This window comes from Micromonospora sp. CPCC 205539 (genome assembly GCF_036906815.1).
Classification (GTDB): domain Bacteria; phylum Actinomycetota; class Actinomycetes; order Mycobacteriales; family Micromonosporaceae; genus Micromonospora.
This window is the reverse complement of sequence record NZ_JBAKHW010000005.1, coordinates 170,213-193,507: the sequence shown is the minus strand read 5'-3', so window position 1 is coordinate 193,507 and position 23,295 is coordinate 170,213. Positions and strand designations below refer to the sequence as shown.

The 23,295-nt window shown below is 71.4% G+C and carries 27 protein-coding genes; 17 read left to right on the top strand and 10 right to left on the bottom strand.

Translation table 11 applies throughout. The annotated features are described in order from the left end of the window. On the bottom strand, positions 1-186 hold a 186-nt coding region (locus tag V6V47_RS07365; RefSeq protein WP_334627295.1), incomplete at its 3' end, for a hypothetical protein. Between the two features lie 29 nt (positions 187-215). Between V6V47_RS07365 and V6V47_RS07360 the strand changes: the two genes are divergently transcribed. Beyond that, the gene (locus V6V47_RS07360; protein ID WP_334627294.1) at positions 216-788 is read left to right on the top strand and encodes a nucleosidase; all 573 of its coding nucleotides are present in this window, start codon (positions 216-218) and stop codon (positions 786-788) included. Here the strand turns inward: V6V47_RS07360 and V6V47_RS07355 are convergent. Next, a complete protein-coding gene (locus V6V47_RS07355; protein WP_334627293.1) occupies positions 785-1,966 on the bottom strand; it encodes a low temperature requirement protein A in 1,182 nt (393 codons plus the stop codon). The genes V6V47_RS07360 and V6V47_RS07355 overlap by 4 nt on opposite strands. A gap of 159 nt (positions 1,967-2,125) precedes the next feature. Here V6V47_RS07355 and V6V47_RS07350 point away from each other — a divergent pair, with 159 nt between their 5' ends. The 4 genes from V6V47_RS07350 (at position 2,126) to V6V47_RS07335 (ending at position 5,476) form a co-directional block, all read left to right on the top strand. Then, entirely contained in the window at positions 2,126-3,001 is an 876-nt protein-coding gene (locus V6V47_RS07350; protein ID WP_334627292.1) for a S1 family peptidase, read from the top strand. A gap of 94 nt (positions 3,002-3,095) precedes the next feature. Further along, positions 3,096-4,121 carry a sugar kinase gene (locus V6V47_RS07345; protein WP_334627291.1) on the top strand — a complete coding sequence of 342 codons (1,026 nt, stop codon included), beginning with the start codon at positions 3,096-3,098 and terminating at the stop codon, positions 4,119-4,121. Between the two features lie 3 nt (positions 4,122-4,124). Further along, positions 4,125-4,868: an IclR family transcriptional regulator gene (locus tag V6V47_RS07340; RefSeq protein ID WP_334627290.1), complete on the top strand. Its 744-nt coding sequence runs from the start codon at positions 4,125-4,127 to the stop codon at positions 4,866-4,868. A gap of 5 nt (positions 4,869-4,873) precedes the next feature. Continuing rightward, complete coding sequence (locus V6V47_RS07335; RefSeq protein ID WP_334627306.1) at positions 4,874-5,476, top strand: bifunctional 4-hydroxy-2-oxoglutarate aldolase/2-dehydro-3-deoxy-phosphogluconate aldolase; 603 nt, start codon at positions 4,874-4,876, stop codon at positions 5,474-5,476. A gap of 7 nt (positions 5,477-5,483) precedes the next feature. Here V6V47_RS07335 and V6V47_RS07330 read toward each other — a convergent pair whose 3' ends face one another. Further along, the gene (locus V6V47_RS07330) at positions 5,484-5,948 is read right to left on the bottom strand and encodes a MarR family winged helix-turn-helix transcriptional regulator (protein ID WP_334627289.1); all 465 of its coding nucleotides are present in this window, start codon (positions 5,946-5,948) and stop codon (positions 5,484-5,486) included. Positions 5,949-6,091: 143 nt separating this feature from the next. Between V6V47_RS07330 and V6V47_RS07325 the strand changes: the two genes are divergently transcribed. Continuing rightward, the gene (locus tag V6V47_RS07325) at positions 6,092-6,652 is read left to right on the top strand and encodes an NADPH-dependent FMN reductase (RefSeq protein ID WP_334627287.1); all 561 of its coding nucleotides are present in this window, start codon (positions 6,092-6,094) and stop codon (positions 6,650-6,652) included. Positions 6,653-6,764: 112 nt separating this feature from the next. Here the strand turns inward: V6V47_RS07325 and V6V47_RS07320 are convergent, their stop codons facing one another. Genes V6V47_RS07320 through V6V47_RS07310 form a run of 3 tightly spaced genes read right to left on the bottom strand, consistent with a single transcriptional unit; the run spans position 6,765 to position 9,373 of the window. Then, complete coding sequence (locus V6V47_RS07320; RefSeq protein ID WP_334627285.1) at positions 6,765-7,250, bottom strand: GNAT family N-acetyltransferase; 486 nt, start codon at positions 7,248-7,250, stop codon at positions 6,765-6,767. A 9-nt stretch (positions 7,251-7,259) separates the two neighbouring features. After that, a complete protein-coding gene (locus V6V47_RS07315) occupies positions 7,260-8,303 on the bottom strand; it encodes a phosphotransferase family protein (RefSeq protein WP_334627284.1) in 1,044 nt (347 codons plus the stop codon). Further along, positions 8,300-9,373 carry a LacI family DNA-binding transcriptional regulator gene (locus V6V47_RS07310; protein ID WP_334627283.1) on the bottom strand — a complete coding sequence of 358 codons (1,074 nt, stop codon included), beginning with the start codon at positions 9,371-9,373 and terminating at the stop codon, positions 8,300-8,302. The genes V6V47_RS07315 and V6V47_RS07310 overlap by 4 nt, the downstream gene beginning before the upstream one ends. Positions 9,374-9,466: 93 nt before the next feature. Here V6V47_RS07310 and V6V47_RS07305 point away from each other — a divergent pair, with 93 nt between their 5' ends. From V6V47_RS07305 to V6V47_RS07265, 9 genes are all read left to right on the top strand, one after another. Next, positions 9,467-9,811 (top strand): cupin domain-containing protein, encoded by a 345-nt coding sequence (locus V6V47_RS07305; protein WP_334627282.1) that lies wholly within the window; start codon positions 9,467-9,469, stop codon positions 9,809-9,811. After that, the gene (locus V6V47_RS07300) at positions 9,804-10,520 is read left to right on the top strand and encodes a cupin domain-containing protein (protein WP_334627281.1); all 717 of its coding nucleotides are present in this window, start codon (positions 9,804-9,806) and stop codon (positions 10,518-10,520) included. Before V6V47_RS07305 ends, V6V47_RS07300 begins: the two co-directional genes overlap by 8 nt. Positions 10,521-10,778: 258 nt before the next feature. After that, complete coding sequence (locus V6V47_RS07295) at positions 10,779-11,762, top strand: ABC transporter permease (RefSeq protein WP_334627279.1); 984 nt, start codon at positions 10,779-10,781, stop codon at positions 11,760-11,762. A gap of 23 nt (positions 11,763-11,785) precedes the next feature. Beyond that, positions 11,786-12,790, top strand: coding sequence for an ABC transporter substrate-binding protein (locus V6V47_RS07290; RefSeq protein WP_334627278.1), 1,005 nt, complete (start codon positions 11,786-11,788; stop codon positions 12,788-12,790). 43 nt (positions 12,791-12,833) lie between these two features. Further along, complete coding sequence (locus V6V47_RS07285) at positions 12,834-13,589, top strand: ABC transporter ATP-binding protein (RefSeq protein ID WP_442934202.1); 756 nt, start codon at positions 12,834-12,836, stop codon at positions 13,587-13,589. A gap of 36 nt (positions 13,590-13,625) precedes the next feature. Further along, positions 13,626-14,777 carry a Gfo/Idh/MocA family protein gene (locus V6V47_RS07280; protein ID WP_334627276.1) on the top strand — a complete coding sequence of 384 codons (1,152 nt, stop codon included), beginning with the start codon at positions 13,626-13,628 and terminating at the stop codon, positions 14,775-14,777. Next, positions 14,774-15,928 carry a dihydrodipicolinate synthase family protein gene (locus V6V47_RS07275; RefSeq protein WP_334627274.1) on the top strand — a complete coding sequence of 385 codons (1,155 nt, stop codon included), beginning with the start codon at positions 14,774-14,776 and terminating at the stop codon, positions 15,926-15,928. Before V6V47_RS07280 ends, V6V47_RS07275 begins: the two co-directional genes overlap by 4 nt. Further along, complete coding sequence (locus V6V47_RS07270; protein ID WP_334627272.1) at positions 15,925-16,773, top strand: sugar phosphate isomerase/epimerase family protein; 849 nt, start codon at positions 15,925-15,927, stop codon at positions 16,771-16,773. Before V6V47_RS07275 ends, V6V47_RS07270 begins: the two co-directional genes overlap by 4 nt. Further along, positions 16,766-17,920, top strand: coding sequence for a hypothetical protein (locus tag V6V47_RS07265; protein WP_334627271.1), 1,155 nt, complete (start codon positions 16,766-16,768; stop codon positions 17,918-17,920). Before V6V47_RS07270 ends, V6V47_RS07265 begins: the two co-directional genes overlap by 8 nt. 313 nt (positions 17,921-18,233) lie before the next feature. Here the strand turns inward: V6V47_RS07265 and V6V47_RS07260 are convergent, their stop codons facing one another. Continuing rightward, a complete protein-coding gene (locus tag V6V47_RS07260; protein WP_334627270.1) occupies positions 18,234-18,944 on the bottom strand; it encodes an SDR family oxidoreductase in 711 nt (236 codons plus the stop codon). A 58-nt stretch (positions 18,945-19,002) separates the two neighbouring features. Here V6V47_RS07260 and V6V47_RS07255 point away from each other — a divergent pair, with 58 nt between their 5' ends. Then, entirely contained in the window at positions 19,003-19,365 is a 363-nt protein-coding gene (locus tag V6V47_RS07255; RefSeq protein WP_334627269.1) for a MerR family transcriptional regulator, read from the top strand. Between the two features lie 274 nt (positions 19,366-19,639). Here the strand turns inward: V6V47_RS07255 and V6V47_RS07250 are convergent, their stop codons facing one another. Beyond that, a complete protein-coding gene (locus V6V47_RS07250) occupies positions 19,640-20,365 on the bottom strand; it encodes a hypothetical protein (RefSeq protein WP_334627267.1) in 726 nt (241 codons plus the stop codon). Positions 20,366-20,491: 126 nt separating this feature from the next. Next, entirely contained in the window at positions 20,492-22,051 is a 1,560-nt protein-coding gene (locus V6V47_RS07245; RefSeq protein WP_334627266.1) for an acetolactate synthase large subunit, read from the bottom strand. A 112-nt stretch (positions 22,052-22,163) separates the two neighbouring features. Here V6V47_RS07245 and V6V47_RS07240 point away from each other — a divergent pair, with 112 nt between their 5' ends. Then, on the top strand, positions 22,164-22,691 hold the full coding sequence (locus V6V47_RS07240) for a hypothetical protein (RefSeq protein WP_334627265.1): 528 nt from the start codon (positions 22,164-22,166) through the stop codon (positions 22,689-22,691). Between the two features lie 189 nt (positions 22,692-22,880). Here the strand turns inward: V6V47_RS07240 and V6V47_RS07235 are convergent, their stop codons facing one another. Then, positions 22,881-23,096, bottom strand: a complete 216-nt coding sequence (locus V6V47_RS07235; protein WP_334627264.1) for a hypothetical protein — start codon at positions 23,094-23,096, stop codon at positions 22,881-22,883. Positions 23,097-23,295 lie beyond the last annotated feature (199 nt).

Sequence of the window (23,295 nt, the reverse complement as noted above, 5' to 3'; positions counted from 1 at the left end):
GCGGGCGCCGGCGCGCGCCCCCGTCGCCCGGGTGTGCCGCCGGTGGTCGGCGACGCACCCGGCCCGGTCCGGTGACTCGCTGGACCAGCCTGCCCCACCAGCCTGGACGCGAGATGCGACCACGCTGAACGTTGGCTGGACGCCGAGCACCAGGGCGTCGGGGACGGTGACCGCCACCACGGTCACCGCCGGGAGCGGACCGCTAGGATGCTCCGGTGATTCTTCGGGGTACGGTGCGCGCCGATCGTCCGCTCGTGGTGCTCGCCGTCGAGGAGGAGGCCCGCTACCTGTCGCCGGACCTGCCGGTGCTGCTCACCGGGATCGGCAAGGTCAACGCCGCGAGCGCGGTCGCGACGGTGCTGGCCACCGGGCCGCGTCCCGCCCTGCTGCTGAACCTGGGCACGGCGGGGGCGCTACGCCCCGGTTGGACCGGCATCCACGAGGTCGCCACCGTGCTCCAGCACGACCTGGACACCGAGCTGCTGCGGGCACTCACCGGCCAGATCTTCGGCGCGCCGCTGTCGCTGGCCACCGAGGGCGCGATCCTCGCCACCGGTGACGCGTTCGTGGCCGACGACGCCGCGCGGGACCGCCTGGCGCAGCGAGCCGACCTGGTCGACATGGAGGGGTACGCGGTGGCCTGGGCCGCCGCCCAGGCCGGCGTACCGTGCCGGCTGGTCAAGCAGGTCAGCGACGAGGCCGGGGATGGCGCGGCCCGCACGTGGATGGAGTCGGTGGACTCCTGCGCCCGGGACCTCGCCGACTGGACCGCTCGCCACCTCGACTAGACCGGCCGCCGCATCCGCAGCCCCGGCGTGGTGGCACGGCGGGTGCCACCGTGGCCGAGGGCGACACCGGCCAGCCCGAGGGCCGCGACCACGGTGACCAGCACCGGCGGCCATCCACCGGCCCACGGGAGCGCCAGCAGCGGCACGAGCAGCCAGGCCAACTGACGCCACGGCACGGTGCCGGAGACCTGCCAGGTGAACAGGATGCGTCCGACCACGAACAAGATCGGGCCGCCGACGATCAGTATGAGCCACCGCAGCGGTGTCGCACCGGTCGGCCGGACGACGACCAGGTCGAAGGCGGCCGCCGTACCCATCACGCCGAGCAGCATCACCAGATGGGTGTACGGGGCCAGCCGCGCCGCCCGGCGCAGGGCCGGCGCGGAGAGCCCGCGTACCAGTTCGTCGGCCCGGAAGACGTAGATCTGCCAGAGCAGCAGCATGGTCGCGAAGGCACAGAACAGGGCGATGAGCCGGGCGCGGGTGAAGTCCGCCGCGCTGACCTCCAGGGTGGGCACCAGGATGATGTCGCCCAGGGCCAGGATGATGAACTGCTGGTACCGCTCGCCCAGGTGCCCGGTGGTCCGCTCGTACTGCTCGATGGGCACCCGCCCGAGTCGCGGCGTCGGGTAGCGGGCCGCGCTGGCGAGATAGTCGATCACCAGGGCGACGCTCCAGAGCGCGTAGTGCGCGCCGCCGGGCAGCACCCCTCCGACGATCCAGAAGACGCCGGACACCAGGAACCAGAACAGGAAGCGGGCGGCCCGCTTTTCGGCCGGCCGGTGGTGCTGTCGGTGCAACGTACTGACCAGCACGACGCCGCGTACGACGTGCGTGGTGACGTACGCGACCGCGAAGATCATCGCGTGGTTGATGGAGGCCAGGGACGCCGCCATCCCCACCGAGCCCAGCATGGCGACCATCAGGATGGCCTGGATCGGGCGCTGCTGTGGGTCGTAGAACTCCGTGGTGGTCGAGGTGACCGACCACGTCCACCAGAGCGCCGCGAGCATCAGCAGCACCGGTGCGGCACCGGACCAGGAATCCCGTTCGGCGATCAGCTTGGAGACCAGCGCGAGCGCGGCCACGAAGACCACGTCGAAGAGCAGCTCCAGCAGCGTGGCCCGGGTCGACCCCTCCGGCCGGCGTACCAGCGCCGTCGTGCCTCCGGTGGTCATGCCCGGCCTCCCGCCGCATCTGTTGAGGATTATCGGCGTCGCCGCCGCTGCCCGTCCCCGGATCGGCGATTCCCACCGACCCGTGCGGTGTTGCCAGGGCGCCAGCCGTCGGGAGATGCTTGACGGCATCCATAGTTCTCGATCTCTGCGGAGGTTCGGATGCGCCGCTCCCCGCTCGTCGCCCTCGTCCTGACCACCCTCCTGCTCGGCACGCCCAGCGTGGCGCAGGCCGCCGTCGCCGAACGGGCCGCACCCGCCCCGCAGGTCGTCGACCAGGCGGCCGCCACGGCCGTGCTGGCCGGCGTACGCACGGCGGGCACCGCCTGGGGCCTCGATCCGGCCACCGGCCGGATGACCCTCACCGTCGACGACACCGTGGCCCCCACCGAGTTGACGGCCCTGCGGACGGTGGCCGACCGGGCCGGCGCGCTGCTGCGCCGGGAGCCCGGCACGCTGCGCCCCCTGATCGCCGCCGGGCAGGCCATCTACGGTGGCGGCGGCCGCTGCTCACTCGGCGCGAACGCGCGCAGCGGCAGCACCTACTACGTGATCACCGCCGGGCACTGCACCACCGTCGCCGCCACCTGGTACACCGACAGCGCCCAGGCCACCGTGCTCGGCACCCGGGCCGGCACCAGCTATCCCACCAACGACTACGGGATCATCCGCTACACCGGTCGGATCGCCCATCCCAGCGCGGTCTACACCTACCCGGGACTGCTGACCATCAACGGCCCCGGCACCGCGTACATCGGTCAGGCGGTGTGCCGCAGTGGCACCACCACCGGGGTGCGCTGCGGCGTCGTCACCGGCCTCAACCAGACCGTCAACTACTCCACCGGCGTGATCTACGGGCTGATCCGCACCAACATCTGCGCTGAGCCGGGGGACAGCGGCGGGCCGCTCTACGTGGCGTCCACCGGCACCATCCTCGGCATCCTCTCCGGCGGCACCGGCAACTGCACGGCCGGCGGCACCACCTACTACCAGCCGATCCAGGAGGTGCTGGCCGCGTACGGACTGACGCTGCCCTGACCTCCGTTGCGCATAGTGCAACGGGTTGCTCGTCCACTGCAACGCGCTTAAGCTCGGCGACACCCCGAACCCCTCCGCGAGGATGTGTGCCCCCATGTCGCCGGACGCCCGACCGCACCACGTGACCACCTCGGCCGGTCCACCCCCGGTCGAGGTGGTCACGGTGGGGGAGACCATGGTGGTGCTCGGCCCCGTGTCGGGTGAGCCGCTGGAACGCGCCGAGCGGGTCGCCGTGTCGGTCGGCGGCGCGGAGTCCAACGTGGCCGGCTACCTGGCTCGGCTCGGGCACCGGGTGACCTGGGTGAGCCGCGTCGGTGACGACCCCTTCGGTCGGGCCGTCGTCCGACACGTCGCCGCCACCGGCGCCCAGGTCGATCAGGTTTCCGTGGACCCGGGCGCCCCCACCGGGCTGTACGCCAAGGACCCGGGCCCGACGGCGACCGCCGTGCACTACTACCGGGCCGGCTCGGCCGCGTCCCGGTTGGACCGGACGGCGCTGGCCGACTCGCGGTTGCGCGGCGCCCGGGTGCTGCACCTGTCCGGGATCACTGCGGCGCTCTCCGACTCCTGCGCGGCGCTGGTCGAGCACGCGGTGACCGACCGACCGCTGCCGGGCGCGCTGGTCAGCTTCGACGTCAACCACCGGCCCCGGCTCTGGTCAGTCGACCGAGCCGCGCCGGTGCTCCGCGACCTCGCCAACCGCAGCGACCTGGTCTTCGTCGGCCAGGACGAGGCGTACGCCCTCTGGGCCGCCGCCGACCCGGCCGCGGTGCGCCGGCTGCTGCCGGAGCCGGAGACGGTCGTCGTCAAGGACGGTGCGGTGGGCGCCACCGCCCTGGGCCGCGATGGCGAACCGGTCTTCGTCGCGGCCCCCCGGGTGACGGTGGTCGAACCGGTCGGCGCCGGGGACGCGTTCGCGGCCGGCTACCTGGCCGGGTTGCTGCGGGGCCTCGACCCGGTGCGGCGGCTGCGCCTCGGGCACCTGGTGGCGGCGCAGGCGCTGGGCAGCAGCGCCGACAACGCCCCGTTGCCGCCGTGGGCCTGGCTCGATCGGCTGCTCGACGCGTCCGTCGACGCCTGGTCACCGCTGGACCTGACCGGCGTCCGGACGGAGGTCTGAGGCGTGTCGCAGAGCGTCGACCGGGCGATGCGCGTCCTGGAGCTGCTGGCCCGTGAGCCCGCCCAACTCGGTGAGGTGGCCGCCGACCTCGGGGTCCACAAGTCCACCGCGCTGCGCCTGTTGCAGACCCTGGAGGCGGGTGGCTTCGCCCGCCGCAGCGGCGGTGGCTGGGCCGTCGGACTGCGGCTGATCGGCCTCGCCCAGCACGCCCTGGACTCCCTGGACGTGCGCACCGTGGCCCGCCCACACCTGGCGGCGCTCGGCCGCGACTGTGGACACACGATCCACCTGGCCCAGCTCGTCGACGACGACCTGGTCTACGTGGACAAGATCGAGGCACGCGGCCAGGTGCGGATGTACTCGCAGATCGGTCGTACCGCCCCGCTGCACGCCAGCGGAGTGGGCAAGGTGGTGCTGGCGTACTGCCCCGAGCCCCGTCGCACCGGCCTGCTCGACCGTGGTGAGCTGCGCGCGTACACCCCGGGCACCATCTGCAACCCGGCGGCGCTGCGCACGGAGCTGGCGGCCGTCGCGGACCGGGGTTGGGCCGCCGACGACGGCGAATTCGAGCCGCTGATCAACTGCGTGGCCGCCCCGGTACGGCACGCCGACGGCGCGGTCACCGCGGCCGTGTCGATCACCGCGCCGACGGTGGTGGCCAGCCTCGTCGATCTGCGCCGCCTGTTACCCCGGCTGCTGGCCACGACGCAGCAGATCTCCCATGACCTCGGATGGAGCAAGCAGTGAGCACAATGGACTTCGACCACATCTTCGGCGCGACCCCGGTGATGGCCATCCTGCGGGGCCTGCCGGTGGCGGAGACCGTCCGCCTCGCCGGCCGGGCCTGGGACCTCGGCATCGACGTGGTGGAGGTGCCGGTGGCCACCGCCGACGCGGTGCCGGCGCTGCGGGCCGCCGTCGCGGCGGGCAGCGAGCGGGATCGGATCGTCGGCGCGGGTACGGTACTCGGCGCCGAGCAGGTCGCCGCGGCGGCGGACGCCGGGGCCGCGTTCACCGTCGCCCCCGGCCTGGACCTCGCGGTCGCCGATGCCGCCGCCGCGCGCGGCCTGCCGCACCTGCCCGGCGTGGCCACTCCGACCGAGGCGCAGCAGGCGCTGCGGCACGGCCTCACCTGGCTCAAGGCGTTCCCCGCGATCGCGCTCGGGCCGGCCTGGTTCCGGGCGGTCGCCGGCCCGTTGCCACAACTGCGTTTCGTCGCCACCGGCGGCCTGGACGCGGACAACGCCGGCGCGTTCCTGGACGCGGGCGTACGGGTGGTGGCTGTCGGTTCGGCCCTGTCCGACCCGACCCAGCTGACCCGGCTGGCCGAACTGCTGACCCCGGCGGCGGGCTGACGCCGTCTCAGTCGACGGTGCCGGCCCGCCGGAACGCCTCCGCCAACTGGACGAGGTCGAAGCCCTCGAAGTGCGCCAGGAACCGTCGTCGCACGGCGGCCAGATGGCTGGGCCAGGACTCCTCCAGGCGGGCGAAGCCGGCATCGGTGAGGACGGCGTTCCACCCGCGGGCGTCCTCCTCGCAGCGGACCCGCTTGACCAGGCCCTGGGTCTCGAGTCGGACGACAGTGCGGGTCATGCCGCTCAGTGAGAGGTAACAGGCCGTGGCGAGTTCGTTCATCCGTAGCCGCCGGTCCGGTGTCTCGGAGAGGACGCGCAGGACGTTGTACTCGGTGAGGGGCAGCTGGCGATCGCCGACCATGTCGGCGTCGATCGTCCGTGGCAGGACGTGCATCACCTGGCCCAGGGCGCGGACCAGCGTCTCCTCGTCGGGAGTCAGGGGCCGCAGGGGCTCTGCGGGGGTGCTGGACATGCGCCCAGTCTAGTTGCTTGACCGTGCAATCGTTGAGATCCGCTGTGACCGTAACCATAGCGGGATCATTTGCTTGACCGAGCAAGCAGTGGCTAGCGTTCGGTCGACCGGCAAGGAACCTCGGACTTCTGAAAGGCGCCACCATGACCAAGATCGGGATCATCCTCGGGAGCACCCGCCCGGGGCGTAACGGCGAGGCCGTCGCCCGGTGGGTCCACGACGTTGCTAAGCAGCGCTCCGACGCGCAGTTCGATCTGATCGACCTGCTCGACTACAAGCTGCCGCACCTCGACGAGGCGTACCCGCCCTCGATGGGGCAGTACAGCCAGCCGCACACGCTGCGCTGGGCTGAGACGATTGCGTCGTATGACGGATTCGTCATGGTTACCCCGGAGTACAACCACTCCACCTCGGGTGCCCTGAAGAACGCCATCGACTTCCTGTACTCCGAGTGGAACAACAAGGCCGTGGCCTTCGTCAGCTACGGCTCGGTCGGCGGCACGCGGGCCGTGGAGCACCTGCGTCTGATCGCCGGTGAGCTGCAGATGGCCGACGTGCGGTCGCAGGTCGCGCTGTCGCTCTTCACCGACTTCGAGAACTTCAGCGTCTTCAAGCCGGGCGACCACCAGCGGGACACCCTCAACGTCACGCTCGACCAGGTCGTGGCCTGGAGCAAGGCGCTCGCTCCGCTGCGCCAGAGCTGAACACCGTTCACACCGAGTTGGCCGCGGGGTTCCTCCCCGCGGCCAACTCGTGCTCAAGGGGCGGCCGCGCCCGGGGCCCGAACCTCGATCGGCCTCCACTGCCGGTGATCGGTCAGAGCTCCTGGTACATGACGTGCAGGCCGACCCGACCGAGCGTGGGGTGACGAAACGCGCCGGGCACCGTGCCGATCACCTCGAAGCCCTCCCGCTGATACAGCTGCACCGCCGACCGGTTGCTCTCCGCGACAGCGTTGAACTGCATCCCCGCGTACCCCTGCTGGCGCGCCCAGGCCAGGGCATCGCGGCACAGCGCGGTGCCCACGCCCCGGCCCCGCGCGTCGGCGGCCACCATGAAGCTCGCGGTCGACACGTGGGCGCCCGGCCCGGGCCGGTTGGTGCCCATTTTCGCGGTGCCGAGGACCCGCTGGCCGTCGACCGCGACGACGGTCCGCCCCGGCGGGGCCTCCACCCAGATGGCGTACGACACGTCGGCGGTCATCGCCGGGTCGTAGGTGAAGGTGTCCTGCGCCTGAATCACCTGCTCGACGATCGGCCCGACCTGCGACCAGTCCGCTGCCTCGAACTCCCGAATCCGCACCGGGGCAGGCTACGGATGGCGCCCCCGGCCGGACAACGGGTTTAGCGCGGCGATCTCCGCGCCGAGCAGCGTCGCCAGCCGAGCGTGCCGTTGCGGATGGCTGTGCACGGTCATGCCACGGCTGGGCATCTCCACCGTCATCAGCAGATACAGATGCAGTCGGTAGAGGCCGAGCCGGCGGCGGGCCGCGGCGTCCAGCACCAACGGTTCCGCAGTGGCGGCGCGGTAGCCGCGTAGCAGCGGGTGCTCCGGGTCGTCCTCCACGCGGCGGTAGAGCAGCGGCGGGACCAGGTCCAGCAGGGGATCGCCGTGCAGGAACCGTTCACCGTCCACCAGACCGCACAGCCGCAACCGGCCGTCCGGGCCGGGCGCGGTCAGCACGTTGCCGTCCCAGCAGTCGAAGTGCAGCAGCGCCGGGCGGCGTACCTCGTCGAGCACGTCCGCGTGCCGCCCGACCAACGTGCGCAAGCGGTCCGGCGCGACCGGCAGCGCGACGCCCCAGTCGGCGGCGTCGGCGAGCAACGCGTCGAGCATCGCGGTGAATGCCTCCCGCCAGGTCGACCCGCTGGCCCGGTCGCCGTCGTCGTACCCGAACCGGTCACCGGTGATCCGGTGCAGCGCGGCGAGGGCGACTCCGAGGTCGTACCGCGCCGGGCCGTCGTCGACCGCCACGCCCGACTCGGCGAGCTCGCGCAGCGAGCGGCCGGGCAGCAACCCGGTGACCAGCCATTCGCCGTACGCGGGGTCGGTGCCGTGGTGCAGCACCGGCGGTACGGGCACCGCCGGCGCCCGCTCGCCGACCAGCCGGAAGTACCGCGCCTCGGCGGAGCAGAGCCCGCGCTCGTAGCGCAGCAGCCGCAGCCCGGGCGGCGGCGCCAGCTTCAGCACCACCCGACGGCCGTCCTCGAGCAGCGCCCACCAGACCGTGGCGTAACCACCGCCGGTCAGCGGACCCGCGTCGCGGACCCCCGTCCGCGAGCCGAACGACGCGCGAAGCAGGTAGGTCACGTCGTCGGTCGTGAGGGCCCGTTGGGTCGGGCTGGCCCCGGTCACGCGGTGGCGTCACCCCGCCGGGCGTGGGGCACCGAGGCGGCGGTCTCCCGCTGCTGGTGCGGGACGGGGCCGGCGGTGTCCCGGCGGATCAGCTCGGCGGGGAGGACGTCGACCCGGGGTGCCGGGGCCTCCGCACCGAGCACCAGGGACATCGCGCGGACACCCATGTCGACCAGCGGCAGCCGCACGGTGGTCAGTGCCGGGGTCACGTCCCGGGCGATCGGCATGTCGTCGAAACCCACCACGGACACACGCTGTGGCACCGGCATCGACCGGCCCCGCAGGGTGGCGAGCGCGCCGATCGCCATCGAGTCGTTGAGCGCCACGATCGCGGTCAGCTCGGGATCCGCGTCGAGCAGCGCCGCGGTGGCCTCGGCACCGCCGTCACGGTCGAACTCGGCGTACCGGATCCGCTGCTCCGGTAGGTCGTGGCCGTGCTCGGCGAGAGCCTGCCGCAGCCCGGCAAGCCGGTCGGTGGTGGTGGTCAGGATGCGCGGACCGGCCACCACGCCGATCGCCCGGTGCCCCAGCTCGCACAGCTCCCGCCCGGCGAGGTAGCCGCCGGAGCGATTGTCCGGCATCACCGCGTCGCCGGAGTGCTCGTGCCGGCCGATCACCACGACCCGTCCGCCGGTCGCCTCGTACGCGGTCAGCTTCTCGTTGAGCTGCCGGGTGAACGCGTCGTCGTGGTAGCCCGAGCCGGCCAGGATCAGCGCCGCCACCTGGTGGCCGCGCAGCAGCTCCACGTACTCCAACTCGCGGTCCGGGTCCCGGTAGCTGTTGCAGATCATCAGCAGTCGGCCCTGGTCGGTGGCGACCCGTTGCAGCCCGCGCGTGATCTCGGCGAAGTACGGGTCGGAGACGTCGTGCACGATCACGCCGACGGCGCTGCGGTGCGAACGGGCCAGCAGTTGGGCGTGCGCGTTCGGCACGTACTGCAGCTCGGCGACCGCGGCGAGCACCCGCTCGCGCAGTTCGTCGGTGACCGGCTTGCTGCTGCCGTTGATCACTCGGGAGGCGGTGGCGGGCGAGACACCCGCGCGCCGTGCCACATCGGACAGGGTCGCCATGGCCCGCCCTCTCGGTCTGTTGACGGCATTTCGCCGTGCCGGCTAGCGTCACGGTACCGCAGAGAAAGCCCTTTCCCGCAGGGAGGCCCGGCCATGTCCGATCGGTACGCGGTGCTTCAGCTCGACGACCTTCCCACCAGGCAGTGTTCCTGTGGGACCACCCGCCGGGGCTTCATCGCCGAGAGCGACGGCCAGGCCAGCGTGCACCTGCTCGAGGTGCAGGACGCGGTCACCCACCACCATCGCGTCGCCACCGAGTACTACATCGTGCTGGCCGGTGAGGGCGAGGTCGAGCTGGACGGCGTCCGCCACCCGGCCCGGCCGATGTCCGCGTTCCTCATCAAGCCGGGCTGCCGGCACCGGGCCATCGGCGACCTCACCGTGCTGCTGGTGTCGTTGCCGGCGGCGGACGACACCGACGAGTACTTCGATGCCTGAGCGGCCGGCGCCACTGCCCGGCGGGATCGGGGTCTCCCGGCTGCGGGTCTACGACACCACCGCACCGGACGGCGTGGTCGGTGGCACCCCGCACGTGCACCTCTGCTGCACCGAGGGGTACGCGGTGACCGGCGGCGAGGGCGCGGTGCAGACCCTTACCGCCGGCGGCTACCGGGAGACGCCGCTGCGGCCGGGCGCGGTGGTCTGGTTCGAACCGGGCACCGTGCACCGCCTGGTCAACGGCGGTGGACTGACCATTGTGGTGCTGATGCAGAACAGCGGCTTGCCCGAGGCCGGTGACGCGGTGCTGACGTTTCCGCCCGAGGTCCTGGCCGACCCGGCCGCGTACGCCGCCGCGGCGGCGCTGCCCGACGGGGGAGCGCCGGGCGCGGACGTGACGGCCGCGTACCGCCGAAGGGATCTGGCGGTGACCGGCTTCCAGGCGCTGCGGGCCGGCGGTCCGGCGGAGTTGGCCGCGTTCCACGCCGCCGCGCTCGCGCTGCGCCGGCCGCTGCTGGCGCGCTGGCGGGAGCGGTGGGCGGCCGGCGCGGGCCGGGCCGCCGCCACCACCGGCGAGCAGCTCGACGCCCTCGAGCGAGGGGATCCCGGGCATCTGGCCGAGGCCCGGGTGTACGCGGTGGACGAGCCGGTCGAGCGGGGCCGACTGGGCATGTGCGGGCTGCTCGACACCTATCCGGCGAACGCCTGACCGTCCCGGTCGGCGCGCGCTGATCGACTCGGTTTCCCGCAGATCGGGGTGTCCACAAGGCAGGGATGGCCCGGTTTCAGGGAGACCGCGTCGATCTCGACAGCACCGTCGCAGGTCGAGGCTGGAGCGTGCGAAACAGATCGAGGAAAGGCCTTGCCGGCCGTGGGAGGGGCCGCCTAGGCTCCAGGAAAGCGTTTGCCTGACTCACTCGGCCGGTTTGGTTGGTGGGTGCCGTGCCGGGTTTCGAGGAGGTTCCGCGTGACCGAGAACATTCTGGACACGGCCGGCCGGCAGTCCGCCACCGAGGCGCCGGGCGTCGCACCCGCCGCTGGGGCAACCGAGGATGCCCCTGGCGGTTCGGCCTCGCGCGCGACCACGCCCGGCGACGGCGCGGACGCGTACACCCTGGCGGGTCGGCCGCCTCCCGGCCGCCCACCCCGCCCGACGCTGGGGCGGCGGGCGTTGGCCCTCGCCGACTCGCTCTGGCGTCCGGCGCTGGTGCTGGCGGCGTTCTTCATCGCCTGGTGGTTCGTGGCCGCCCGGGAGTACGTGCCGAACTACCTGGTCCCCACCCCTGGCCAGGTCTGGGCAACGATGACCGACCAGTGGTCCGAGTTGGCCCGGCACACGCTGGTCACCCTCTACGAGACGGTCCTCGGCTTCGTGCTGGCCGCCGCGCTGGGGCTGGCCACCGCGGTCGCCATCGCCTACTCGCGCACCCTGGACAAGGCGCTCTACCCGATCGTCCTGTTCGCGCAGGTCATCCCGAAGATCGCCATCGCTCCGCTGCTGGTGGTGTGGTTCGGCCTCGGCCTCACCCCGAAGATCATCCTGGCGGTGCTCATCGCGTTCTTCCCGGTGGTCATCTCCGGCGTGGCCGGGCTGCGCTCCACCGACCCGGAGCTGCTCGACCTCTCCGCCACGATGGGCGCCGGGCCGTGGCGCACCTTCCGCAAGATCCGCTTCCCGAACGCGCTGCCCCACCTGATGGCCGGCCTCAAGGTGGCCGTCACCCTCGCGGTGGTCGGCGCCGTGGTCGGTGAGTTCGTCGGCGCCAGCGAAGGGCTCGGCTACGTCCTGTTGCTGGCCAACGGCAACCTCGACGCCCCGCTGCTGTTCGCCGACCTGATCCTGATGTCCGCCATCGGCATCGTCCTGTTCGTCCTCGTCGAGATCGCCGAGGCGCTGCTCATCCCCTGGCACGCTAGCCGCCGCGCCGGCGTGTCGCTCACCACCTCCTGACCGACCCCATCACGGAGGCACCGATGAAACGCACCGCCACCACCATCCTGGCCACCGTCGCCCTGCTGTTCGCCGCCACCGGTTGCGGCGGGGACGACTCCGATGGCGCCACCGGCGCCGGCGGCAACAAGGAGGTCACCCTCACGCTCAACTGGGTGCCCTACGGCGAGCACGCGCCGTTCTACTACGGGCTCCAGAAGGGCTTCTACTCCGCCGAGGGCATCGACCTCAAGATCCTGCCGGGCAACGGCTCGGGCAACACCGTCAAGCAGGTGGCCCAGAAGCAGACCGACTTCGGCTGGGCGGACAGCCCGGTGCTGCTCAAGTCGGTGGCCAGCGGCATGCCGGTCCGCAGCCTCGGCGCGTACCTGGAGAAGGGCCCGTCCTCGGTGGAGTTCTTCACCGAGGAGAACATCAAGACCCCGGCCGACCTGAAGGGCAAGACCGTCGGCGGCACACCGGGCGACGCCCTCTACGCGACCTTCCCGGCCTGGCTGGAGAAGAACGGCCTGAAGAAGAGCGACGTCAAGGTGGTCAACGTGGACGCGGCCGGCAAGATCGCCGCGCTGGCCGAGGGCAAGGTCGACGCCATCATGGGCTTCTTCCACGACCAGGCGCCGACCATCGAGAGCAAGACCGGCAAGAAGGTCGACGTGCTGCTCTTCGCCGACTACGGCATGAACCTCCTCGGCACCGGGCTGATCGCCAACACCCAGGCCCTGCAGAAGGACCCGGAGCTGGCCCGCAAGTTCGTCCGGGCCACCCAGAAGTCCTGGGCAGAGTCGGCCAAGGACACCGCCGGCGCGGTGAGCGCGATGACCGCGTTGGCCGAGAACGAGCCGCCGGCCGAGGTGCTCACCAAGCAGCTCACCCTCGCCCTGCCGCTGCTCGGCACCGATGCCGTGCCCGGGGTGAACACCGAGGCCCAGTGGACCGAGACCATCGACCTGATGTCCCAGTACGCGGAGCTGAAGGACGCGGGCAAGCCCGACGCGTACTGGGACGCCTCGTACGCGGCCCAGGGGTGACCCGGTGACCGCCGCGCCGGCGCAGACCGGCACCGCCATCGGGATGTCCGGGTTGACGGTCCGGTTCACCACCCGGCGTACGCAGACCACCGCGCTGGACGACGTCTCGCTCGACATCCAGCCGGGGGAGTTCGTCACCATCGTGGGTCCTTCCGGTTGCGGCAAGTCCACCCTGCTGAAGATCGTCGCCGGGCTGGTCAAGCCCACCAGCGGCGAGGTGTCGCTGCTGGACCGGCCGGTACGCGGCCCGCAGAAGGAGATCGGCTTCGTCTTCCAGAAGGCCGCGCTGCTCGAGTGGCGCGGGGCGCGGGCCAACATCCTGCTGCAAGCCGAGATGCGCGGCATGGACCGGGCGAAGGCGGCTCGCCGGGCCGACGAGCTGATCGAGATGACCGGCCTGACCGGCTTCGAGAAGGCGTTGCCACACGAGCTGTCCGGCGGCATGCAGCAGCGGGTGGCGCTCTGCCGCGCGCTGTTGCACTCCCCGCCGGTGCTGCTCATGGACGAGCCGTTCGGCGCCCTGGACGCCCTGACCCGGGAGCAGATGAACGCCGAGCTGCACCGGATCTGGCGGGAGACCGGTACCACGGTCGTGCTGGTCACCCACTCCATCGCCGAGGCGGTCTTCCTCGGCACCCGGGTCGTGGTGATGAGCCCACGCCCCGGCCGGATCATCCGCACCTTCCCGGTCGAGCTACCGGCGCACCGCGACTACGCGCAGGTGATGTCGGATCCCCGCTTCGACCGGCTCGCCACCGACCTGCGCGGGTTGCTCGGCAGCGCAGCCGCCAACCACTGAGCGGATCGGCACGACCAGTACGACGGAAGGAACACCATGACCCGCAGGTCGATCGGCATCATCGTCAACGGCGTGACCGGGAGGATGGGCTACCGGCAGCACCTCGTCCGCTCGCTGCTGGCCATCCGGGAGGCCGGCGGCGTGGCGTTGGCCGACGGCACGACCATCTGGCCGGAACCGGTCCTGGTCGGGCGCAACGAGACGAAGCTCCGGGAGATCGCCGAGCGGCACGGGCTGACCGAGTGGACCACCGACCTGACCTCGGCGCTGGCCCGCGACGACGTCGAGATCTACTTCGACGCGCAGGTCACCCAGCAGCGGGAGAAGGCGATCCGGCAGGCCATCGAGGCCGGCAAGCACATCTACACCGAGAAGCCCCTCGCGGAGGACACCGCCGGCGCGCTCGACCTGGCGCGGGCGGCCGACGCTGCCGGCGTACGCACCGGTGTGGTGCAGGACAAGCTCTTCCTGCCCGGTCTGCGCAAGCTCAAGCGGCTCATCGACGGCGGCTTCTTCGGCCGGATCCTCTCGGTGCGCGGCGAGTTCGGGTACTGGGTCTTCGAGGGCGACTGGCAGCCGGCGCAGCGCCCGTCCTGGAACTACCGGGCCGAGGACGGCGGCGGCATCGTGGTCGACATGTTCCCGCACTGGCACTACGTGCTGGAGGAGCTGTTCGGCCGGGTCGCCGCGGTCTCCTGCGTGATCGCCACCCACATCCCCGAGCGGGTCGACGAGGACGGCCGCGCCTACCCGGCGACCGCCGACGACGCCGCGTACGGCATCTTCGAGCTCGACGGCGGGGTGGTCGCCCAGCTCAACTCGTCCTGGGCCGTGCGGGTGTTCCGCGACGAGTTGGTGGAGTTCCAGGTCGACGGCACCGAAGGCAGCGCGGTGGCCGGGCTGCGCCGCTGCCGGGTGCAGCACCGGGCGGTCACCCCGAAGCCGGTGTGGAACCCGGACCTGCCGGTGACCGAGGACTTCCGGGCCCAGTGGACCGAGGTGCCCGACAACGAGGAGTTCGACAACGGCTTCAAGGTGCAGTGGGAGGCGTTCCTGCGGCACGTGGTCGCCGGTGAACCGTTCCGCTGGGACTTCCTGGCCGGCGCACGTGGCGTGCAGCTCGCCGAGTTGGGGCTGCGCGCGGCCCGCGAGGGCGTCCGCCTCGAGGTGCCGGAGCTGAACTCGTGACCAGCACCGAGGTGATCCTGCCGGGTGGGCGACGGCATCGGCTGGCCGGGGGGAGCGGGTTCGCCCGTCCGGCCGCGCCGGCGACCGGCCGGATCGCGTACGCGGCCGCGCATGTGGTGGCCGACCCCGGCGCGGAGAACGTGCCGGGCGCCCCGGCAGCGGTGGACTGGGACACCACGTTGGCCTTCCGCCGGCACCTCTGGTCGTACGGGCTCGGGGTCGCCGAGGCGATGGACACCGCCCAGCGGGGGATGGGTCTGGACTACCCGGCGACGCGGGAGCTGATCCGACGCAGCGCCGTCGAGGCCCGCGCGGTGGGCGGCCGGATCGTCGCCGGGGTCGGCACCGACCAGCTCCCGGCAGGCCCGGCCACCCTGGCCGCGGTGACCGCGGCCTACCGGGACCAGCTCGACGACGTACGCGCGGCCGGCGCCCGCCCGGTGCTGATGTGCAGCCGGCACCTGGCCGCCGCGGCCCGTGGCCCGGAGGACTACCTACGGGTGTACGACGAACTGCTGACCGTCGCCGAGGAGCCGGTCGTGCTGCACTGGCTGGGGTCGATGTTCGACCCGGCGTTGACCGGCTACTGGGGCGCCACCGATCTGGACCTGGCCGCCGACACGGTCGTCGAGCTGATCAAGGCACACCAGTCGAAGGTGGACGGCATCAAGGTGTCGCTGCTCGACGCCGGGCGTGAGATCGCGCTACGCCGTCGACTGCCGGCCGGGGTACGGCTCTACACCGGCGACGACTTCCACTACCCGGAGCTGATCCGAGGCGACGAGGTGGGGCACTCCGACGCGCTGCTGGGCGTCTTCGCGGCCATCGCGCCGGCCGCCGCCGCCGCGCTCGCCGCCCTCGACCGGGGGGACCTGCCGGCGTACGCCGAGATCTTCGCCCCGACCGTGCCGCTGGCCCGGCACCTGTTCGCGGCGCCGACCTGGCACTACAAGACGGGGATCGTGTTCCTGGCCTGGCTGGCCGGGCACCAGGACCATTTCACGATGGTCGGCGGCGCGCAGTCCGGGCGCTCGCCGGCGCACCTGGCCACCCTGCTCACCCTGGCCGACAGCGCCGGGCTGCTGCCCGACGCCGAGCTGGCCGCCGCCCGCGCGAGGGCCCTGTTTGCGGTAGCTGGGGTGGCGCAATGACCGCCGAGTTCGCGGGCCCGGCGCCGACGGGCGGCGGCACCGACGAGCTGCGGCGGTTCTCGTTCAACCAGGCCACCGCCCAGCACTGGCCGCTGCCCGACGTGGTGGCCGGCTGCGTGGCGGCCGGCGTACCGGGTATCGGGCTGTGGCGGGAGCCGGTGGCCGAGTACGGTCTCGCCCGCTCGGCGAAGCTGGTCCGCGATGCCGGGCTCACCGTCACCTCGCTCTGCCGGGGTGGCTTCTTCTCCGCCGACGACTGGCGAGCGGAGAACCTGAAGGCCATCGACGAGGCGGCCACCCTGGGCGCACCCGAGCTAGTGCTGGTCTCCGGCGGCCTGCCGGCGGGCAGCCGCGACATCGACGGCGCCCGGCACCGGGTCGCCGACGCGATCGGCGAGCTGGCCCCGCACGCGGCCGCCGCCGGGGTGCGGCTGGCCATCGAGCCGCTGCACCCGATGTTCACCGCCGACCGCTGCGTGATCGCCACCCTCGGCCAGGCGCTGGCCATCGCCGAACGGTTCGACCCGTCGGTGGTCGGCGTGGTCGTGGACGCGTACCACGTCTGGTGGGACGAGACGGTGTACGCCCAGATCGACCGGGCCGGCCCACGGATCGCCGCCTTCCAGGTCTGCGACTGGGTGACCCCGCTGCCGGAGGGGGTGCTGCTCGGCCGGGCGCTGCCCGGCGACGGATGCATCGAGCTGCGCCGGCTGCGGGAGGCCGTGGACGCGGCCGGCTACCTCGGCCCGATCGAGGTGGAGGTCTTCTCCGCCGAGGTGTGGGCGCGCCCCGGCGCCGAGGTGCTGGACGCGGCGATAGCCGGCTACCTGCACCACGTTGTCTGAGCAGTCTGAGCGGCGGTGGCCGGCTGCGGTCGGCGCCTGGTTGGGTATCGGAACCGCACCGGCCACCCTGGTCCTTGGTGCGGCGATGGCGGCCCGGCACGGCGGCGCGGTGCCGGTGGCCGGGCTGCTGGTCGGCGGCACGCTGATGGCCGCGCTGCTCTGGGGGCAGGGCCGGATCGGCCTACGCCCGCCGCTCGGTGACGGCGGTACGTTGACCGCGGTGCTGCCCGCGTACCTGGGGCGGCCCTCGCGGCTGCTGCTGGCGGCCGTGCTGACCGTGTCGATGATCGGCTGGAACGGGTTCAACGTCGGCCTCGGCGGCGCCTCCCTCGCCGCGTTGACGCACCTGCCGGGCTGGGCCGGTCCGGCCCTCCTGGAGGCGGCGGTCCTCGTCGTCTCGTGGGCGCCGGCCCGGTACGGCAACCGGGTCGCCGTGGTCACCACGCTCAGCGCGGTGGTGCTGGTCGGTTGGTGCCTGACCGCGCTGCCGCCGCCCGGCGCGCCGGTAAGTCTCGCCAGCGGTGGGCTCGCCGACGCCGCCGCGCTGATCGGGTACGCGGCGGTCTTCGCGCTGCGCGCGCCGGACTTCAGCGTCGGCCTGGCCCGGCGTCGTGACCTGGCCTGGTGTGTGGCGCTGCTGATCGGGCCGGCGCTGCTCGGGGTGCTCGCCGGTGCCGGTCTGTGGCTGCGGACCGGCTCGGCGGACGTGGTGGCGCTGCTCGCGACCGGGTCGGGGCTGGCGGCGTACGCCAATCTCTTCGTCGCCGTGGCGGTCTTCGCCGCGGCGCTCACCACCACCTACTCCGGGGCGCTGGCGCTGCGCGGGCTGACCACCCGGGTGCCGGCGTGGACGGCGATGCTGGCCGTCGCGGTGCTCGGCGGGCTGCTGGCGGTGGCGCGCTTTGATCGCCTCGTACTGCCCTGGCTGACCCTGCTGGCCGCCGCGCTGCCGGTGCTGGTGGTACCAATGGCCGTGGAGGCGGCAGCCCGGCGGCGCGGGCGTCCCCCGCGTACCGTGCCGGTCTGGTCCTGGGTGCCGCCGGCGCTGCTCGCGGTGGCCTGCACGCTCGCCGGCGTGGGCGTCGCCCCGCTGCTCGGGCTGGCCCTCGCCGGGCTACTCACCCTGGTCTGGCGGCGTCGGTGCTGACGCTTGCCGGTGGTGCGGGTTGGTGGACCGCAGGAACTGGTCATCGGTCGACGTCACCGGTCCGCCGTCCTGGCCCGTTCGCCGTCCTCCAGGTCACCTCGCGCCCAGTCGGACTGCTTTGGCCCGCGATGGGCGTCCTGCGTACCGAACTTGCCCGCCACCTGCCACAGGTCGCCTGCCGCTCCTGATTTCCGCTCGCGAAGTCCCTCGGGCGACCACCGCCAGCGCCGGCTCAGGGCCTCGTGACCCATTGCCTGTCCCCGGTAGACAATGGGTCACGCCGCGAGCGTCTACCGCACTCCCGTGTTTGGTGTCAGCCAAAGAGGGCGGTGGGGATGTCGGCGTAGAAGAGGGCGGGATCGCGGGAGAGCGAGGCCTTGACATTGGCCGTGGGACTGTCGGCGATTACCTCGATCTTGCCCGCTTCCAAGCCGTCCAGGGCCATGGCGACCACCTCGTGGGGTGGGAGTTTGGGGATGTCGTAGGCGGCCATCATGTCGGTGTCGGCTATGGCCAGGGCCAGGGCGGTGACCTGGGTTCCCTGGTCGGCCAGCTCGAGTCGGATGCCGTTGGTGAGAGACCATTCCGCGGCCTTGGAGGCGGCGTAGCCGTTGCTGGCGGGGGCGAAGGTGTACCAGCTCAGCGCTGAGATGACGTTGAGGATGGCGCCCCCGGCAAGTCTGGGGGCGAAGGCGCGGGTGACGTTGAGGGTGCCCCAGAAGTTGGTGTCGAACTCGCGGCGGATGTTCTCCATGGAGGGCCCGAGCAGGGGCGCGTTTGTGGAGATTCCAGCATTGTTGATGAGGACATCAAGGTCGCCCACCTCGGCTGCCGCGGCATCGACGGATGCCGGGTCGGTGATGTCCAACTGGAGGGGGACGACGCCGGGGATGTTGATGAGGTCGGGGCGGCGGGCGGTGGCGTAGACGGTGGTCGCGCCGCGGGCGAGGAGGGCCTCGGCAAAGGCCTTGCCGAGCCCACGGTTGGCGCCTGTCACGAGGGCTTTCGTGCCGTTGATCTGCATACCGCTATGCTAAAACCTCACGTTGACGTCAGAGGCAAGTATTGCGAGGTGGGTCACTGTGCGGATCGGGGACCTGGCGACCCAAACGCGGGTCAGTGTTCGCGCGCTGCGGTACTACGAGGAGCAAGGCTTGCTGGCCTCGACGCGGTCTGAGAGCGGGCAGCGGCTCTATGGGAACGCGGCCGTCAACCGGGTGCGGCTGATTCAGCAGTTGTACAGCGCGGGACTGTCCAGCAAGACGATCGCGGAGCTCTTGCCGTGCGTGGACGCCAAGGTCAGCACGCCGGAGTCGCGCGAACGGCTGGCCTCGGAGCGAGACCGGATCAACACGCAGATCGCCGAGCTGATCATCGCCCGGGACAGGCTCAACGACATCATCGACATGACGTCGAGACCGAACCCTGAGTGTGACTACGTATGAGCATGGTGAGATCCGTACGGGTAAGAATGGATTTCCTGCCAAAATACTAGTTGTTGATATGCCTTGGGGAAGGTGAAATGCCGGGCGATTTGCTGGAACCGTTGCCGCGAAACGCCCAAGCTCTCTGCGATCTTGTTCGGTCCCGCCAGGGCCCACGGTCCACTTCGCCAGGATATCTAGATACAGAGAGCATTTGGATATCACAACGGAGGGCTCCCTCGTAAGGGAAGCCCTCCGTTGTGTGACGGCGATCGGATGTGCGACCTTGCCAGGGCTACCGCTGCCAGGCGTCGATGATCTTTGCGCCGTCCCGCACGACCCGATCCAGGATGGCGGGGTTGCCGCTGGTGCCCTCCCAGCCCTGATCGTCGAACACGGTCACGGCCTTGCCGACCCGTGCCACGGCGATCTGGCTGGACGCCTTGTAGCCGGTGCGTTCGCCGTTCAGGTTCGTCTCGGCCCACGTTCGATTCAGCAGCAGCGCTTCGTCCCCGACGCCGGGCAGAGCTTGGCTCTTGACCGTCACGGGATTCTCCGCCTGTTTGTACGTGGGGCACGCCTCCACAGCGCTGCGGAGGCGTCGCAGGTAGTCGGCGGCGCCATCGCCCTCGAACGCGAAGATGGTCTGATGGATCAGGCCCTGCGGCGTATTGCTGACCGGGTCGCCGGCCTTCTGGTAGGTGAGGGTCATCGCGGCGCTCGCAGTGACCTGTCGGCCTCCAGTGCCGAACTCGTTGCCACACAGCTTGGGTAGCGCCTCGGCGACATCCGTCGCCCGCCGAGGGGATTTCCGCAGCTCGGTCGGCAACTCGACGAAGGCCGACGTCGGGATGGTCGTCCGGGTGCTCGCCGTCGGAGACGGTGGATCGAGCGGGCTCGGTGCGGCCGACGTGGACGTCGTCGGCGCGGTCGACGAGGGCGAGTCGGTTGGGTCGGCAGCAGTGGTGCAGGCAGTGGTCAGCGCGACCGCGCCGAGCAGCGGCAGGATCAGGGCGCGCATCCTTCGCGTTCGGGCAGTTGGCAGCGGTGTGTAGTGGCTCATCATCACCCCTCGTCTCTGCCGAAGCAGTTCCCGGTGATCGGCCAACCGAAACGACCAATCCGGACCAACTGCCGTCGGAGCTTGCTATGCGGCGGGTGGCACGGTGGCATCGATGAGGTGCGGGCCTGGTTGAGCCAGTGCCTGCGAGAACTGGTCCGCGAGTTGTTCGGCGGTGGTCGCCCGGCTGGCAGGCATACCGAACGCGTTCGCCAGCCCCACGAAGTCGATCTGCGGGTTGGTCAGATCGAACAATGGGTTGGTGTCGGGACTGGCGAGGCCGGGCCTATTGCTGAAATGGCTCCACTCTTGGCGCAGGATCGCGTACGCGTGGTTGTTGAGAATCACGTTCGTGATGTTCAACTGCTCGCGTACCTGAGTCCACAGTGCCGAGGCGGTGTACATGACGCAGCCGTCGGCCACCAGCGCGACCACCGGCCGGTCGGGTGCGGCGACGGCGGCACCGACGGCCAGGGGCAGGCCGTCACCCATCGCACCACCGGTCTGCATGAGCACGTCGTGCCGCGGTGAGCCAGCGGTGGCGGCTGCCAGTGCGGTGCCGGAGCTGACGGACTCGTCGATGATGATGGCCCGTTCGGGCAGCAGTGCCGCGACGACGTCAGCCCAGTTCTGCAGGCTGAGTGCGCCCGTGGGCAGCGCCGGACGTTGTGGCCCGGTGACCTCGGCGGTCGTGCCCGGCGCCACCAGGTCGGCGAGTTGGACGAGCGCGGCGACGGCGTCCTGGCCGACCTCGGCCAAGATGTGCGTCTGCGCGCCCTGGGGCACCAGGAGACTCGGTTGATCGGGGTAGGCAAAGAAGGAAATCGGCGCCTTGGTGCCCGCGACGATGAGGCGATCCACACCGTTCAGTTGTTCGAGCACCTGCTCCGGGTAGAAACCGAGCCGGGGGAACGCGGGTAGGCCCGCTCCACGCTCCACCCGGTTGGAGTAGAGCTCCTGCAGCACCCGCGCACCGGTCGCCGTGGCGATGCGACTGGCGGCCGTCAGGCCGGCTTCTCGGAGCGCGGTGCCCCCGATGACCAGTGCGGTCGTATCGCCGCCGCGAAGGACATCCGCGATCTGCGTGACCACCTTCTGGCTGACGGTCGATGCCGGCCGTGGCGGCACGGGCGCAGCGGCCGCGCCCCCGTCGGACCAGGACACGTCCGCCGGCATGATCACCGTGGCGATCTGCCCCGGAGCTTCCAGAGCGGCGGCGAGGGTGGCGGCGGCGTCGGGCCCGGCGCCGGCCGCGTCCTCGGGGCGGCGGACCGGGCCGCGAAGCCATCCCGCCAGGGCAGCGATGTCCGAGTTCAACGGTGGGTCGAAGGCGGTGTGGAACGTCGCGTGGTCCCCGACGATGCTCACCACTGGTGAATTGGCGCGCCGGCTGTTGTGCAGGTTGCTCAGGCCGTACGCGAGCCCCGGCCCGAGGTGCAGCAGGGTCGCGGCCGGCTTTCCCGCGATACGGGCGTAGCCATCGGCGGCTCCGGTGACCACACCCTCGAAGAGGGCGAGCACACCGCGCATCTCCGGAACCGACTCCAATGCGCCGACCAGGTGCAGCTCGGTGGTGCCGGGGTTGGTGAAGAGCACCTCTACCCCGCCGTCGACCAGCGTCCGCAGCAGTGCTTCTGCCCCGTTCACACACATCTCCTCGTCGACGAGAGGATCACCAGTGATTTTACCTAAACTCACATCCCGGACTAATGCTGCCAATTTGACGATACCGATCGTTCGATGGGGAGGTGTGCGCACGATGGAACCGGGTCGCGTCGACCGCAGCTACCAGGCGCGGTGCCTGGACATCAGCGTCGATCGCTCGTTCGAGGACTTCCGGCGGCAGTACGAGCAGGCCGTGCCGCCCTACGACGCCACCGCGTTCAACGCGCTGGTGGCTCGCGGCGCCCCGAGGGGCGACGTGCTCGCACTGATGCGAGAACGAGCGCCCCACAACTTTCTTATCTACTGGAGCAGCGGCGACCTGCAGCCGATGATGAAGCTCGCGGGCGACCCCCCGCACTGTGTCGAATACCTGATGGGGAACCACACCATCGCCGAGCGGATGTTCCGTCACGACGCGGCCGTCATGCTGTACGCGCCGCTGCGGACCGTCATCAGCGACGGCCACGACGGTGGCGCACGGTTCATCATCGAGCAGCCCAGTCGTGCACTCGGTTCGTTCGGACTGGACGCGATCCACGACGTGGGCGTGGATCTTGACCATGAGGTGGGTGCCCTTCTGACGCACTTGGAGATACCCGTACCGACCTACCTGTCCGAGTGAGACGGCGCTGTTGTCGCCGAAGTCCCGCGCGCAGTCGGTGATGGTCCGCCCCGACCCGGCCGTCGCGGTGGCGGTCAGGGTGGTGGTCAGCGGCGTGGTGCCGCTGGCCGGGCTGGCCGCCGGCGTCAACGTGCGCTGGCCCTCGCGGGGGCCCATCCCCGCTGGCGGGGTCACTGAGGTCGAACGGGATCAGTTCCAGGGCTCCGCGTTCGGGTTCTCACCGAGCAGCGCCGCGCTCTCGGCACAGAGACCGATGCCGAACAGTTGGTTGCCGCCCGAGTCGGTGCCCCAGGTCTCGTCGGCAAGTGTGGCGACACCGCGATAGGAATACTCTTCCTCCACACGCCACTGCCGGACCTGCCGGGCAACCTCGATCGTCAGGCTTACACCCCATGCCTCAAGCATCCGTGCATCCTATGGATTCGCAGGTCGTACGGCGCGCTGCCCGCGTCGCGGGTGCAGGATCCGCGTAGCATCCATAATGTCGGAGGCATCCCGCACGCCTGACGCCATTAAGGCCCTGAGCGTCCGACTGAAAATCGGAAGGTCGGCGGTACGAGGGGCAGTGACGAAATGGCGGCTGAGGAGCCTGCGGGGGACCGGG

Excerpts from the sequence above, each read along its gene's own strand:
- V6V47_RS07355 (WP_334627293.1), bottom strand. The coding sequence starts at position 1,966 with ATGACCACCGGAGGCACGACGGCGCTGGTACGCCGGCCGGAGGGGTCG.
- V6V47_RS07350 (WP_334627292.1), top strand. The coding sequence starts at position 2,126 with ATGCGCCGCTCCCCGCTCGTCGCCCTCGTCCTGACCACCCTCCTGCTC.
- V6V47_RS07345 (WP_334627291.1), top strand. The coding sequence starts at position 3,096 with ATGTCGCCGGACGCCCGACCGCACCACGTGACCACCTCGGCCGGTCCA.
- V6V47_RS07335 (WP_334627306.1), top strand. The coding sequence starts at position 4,874 with ATGGACTTCGACCACATCTTCGGCGCGACCCCGGTGATGGCCATCCTG.
- V6V47_RS07330 (WP_334627289.1), bottom strand. The coding sequence starts at position 5,948 with ATGTCCAGCACCCCCGCAGAGCCCCTGCGGCCCCTGACTCCCGACGAG.
- V6V47_RS07325 (WP_334627287.1), top strand. The coding sequence starts at position 6,092 with ATGACCAAGATCGGGATCATCCTCGGGAGCACCCGCCCGGGGCGTAAC.
- V6V47_RS07310 (WP_334627283.1), bottom strand. The coding sequence starts at position 9,373 with ATGGCGACCCTGTCCGATGTGGCACGGCGCGCGGGTGTCTCGCCCGCC.
- V6V47_RS07305 (WP_334627282.1), top strand. The coding sequence starts at position 9,467 with ATGTCCGATCGGTACGCGGTGCTTCAGCTCGACGACCTTCCCACCAGG.
- V6V47_RS07300 (WP_334627281.1), top strand. The coding sequence starts at position 9,804 with ATGCCTGAGCGGCCGGCGCCACTGCCCGGCGGGATCGGGGTCTCCCGG.
- V6V47_RS07290 (WP_334627278.1), top strand. The coding sequence starts at position 11,786 with ATGAAACGCACCGCCACCACCATCCTGGCCACCGTCGCCCTGCTGTTC.
- V6V47_RS07285 (WP_442934202.1), top strand. The coding sequence starts at position 12,834 with ATGTCCGGGTTGACGGTCCGGTTCACCACCCGGCGTACGCAGACCACC.
- V6V47_RS07280 (WP_334627276.1), top strand. The coding sequence starts at position 13,626 with ATGACCCGCAGGTCGATCGGCATCATCGTCAACGGCGTGACCGGGAGG.
- V6V47_RS07270 (WP_334627272.1), top strand. The coding sequence starts at position 15,925 with ATGACCGCCGAGTTCGCGGGCCCGGCGCCGACGGGCGGCGGCACCGAC.
- V6V47_RS07260 (WP_334627270.1), bottom strand. The coding sequence starts at position 18,944 with ATGCAGATCAACGGCACGAAAGCCCTCGTGACAGGCGCCAACCGTGGG.
- V6V47_RS07250 (WP_334627267.1), bottom strand. The coding sequence starts at position 20,365 with ATGCGCGCCCTGATCCTGCCGCTGCTCGGCGCGGTCGCGCTGACCACT.
- V6V47_RS07240 (WP_334627265.1), top strand. The coding sequence starts at position 22,164 with ATGGAACCGGGTCGCGTCGACCGCAGCTACCAGGCGCGGTGCCTGGAC.
- V6V47_RS07235 (WP_334627264.1), bottom strand. The coding sequence starts at position 23,096 with ATGCTTGAGGCATGGGGTGTAAGCCTGACGATCGAGGTTGCCCGGCAG.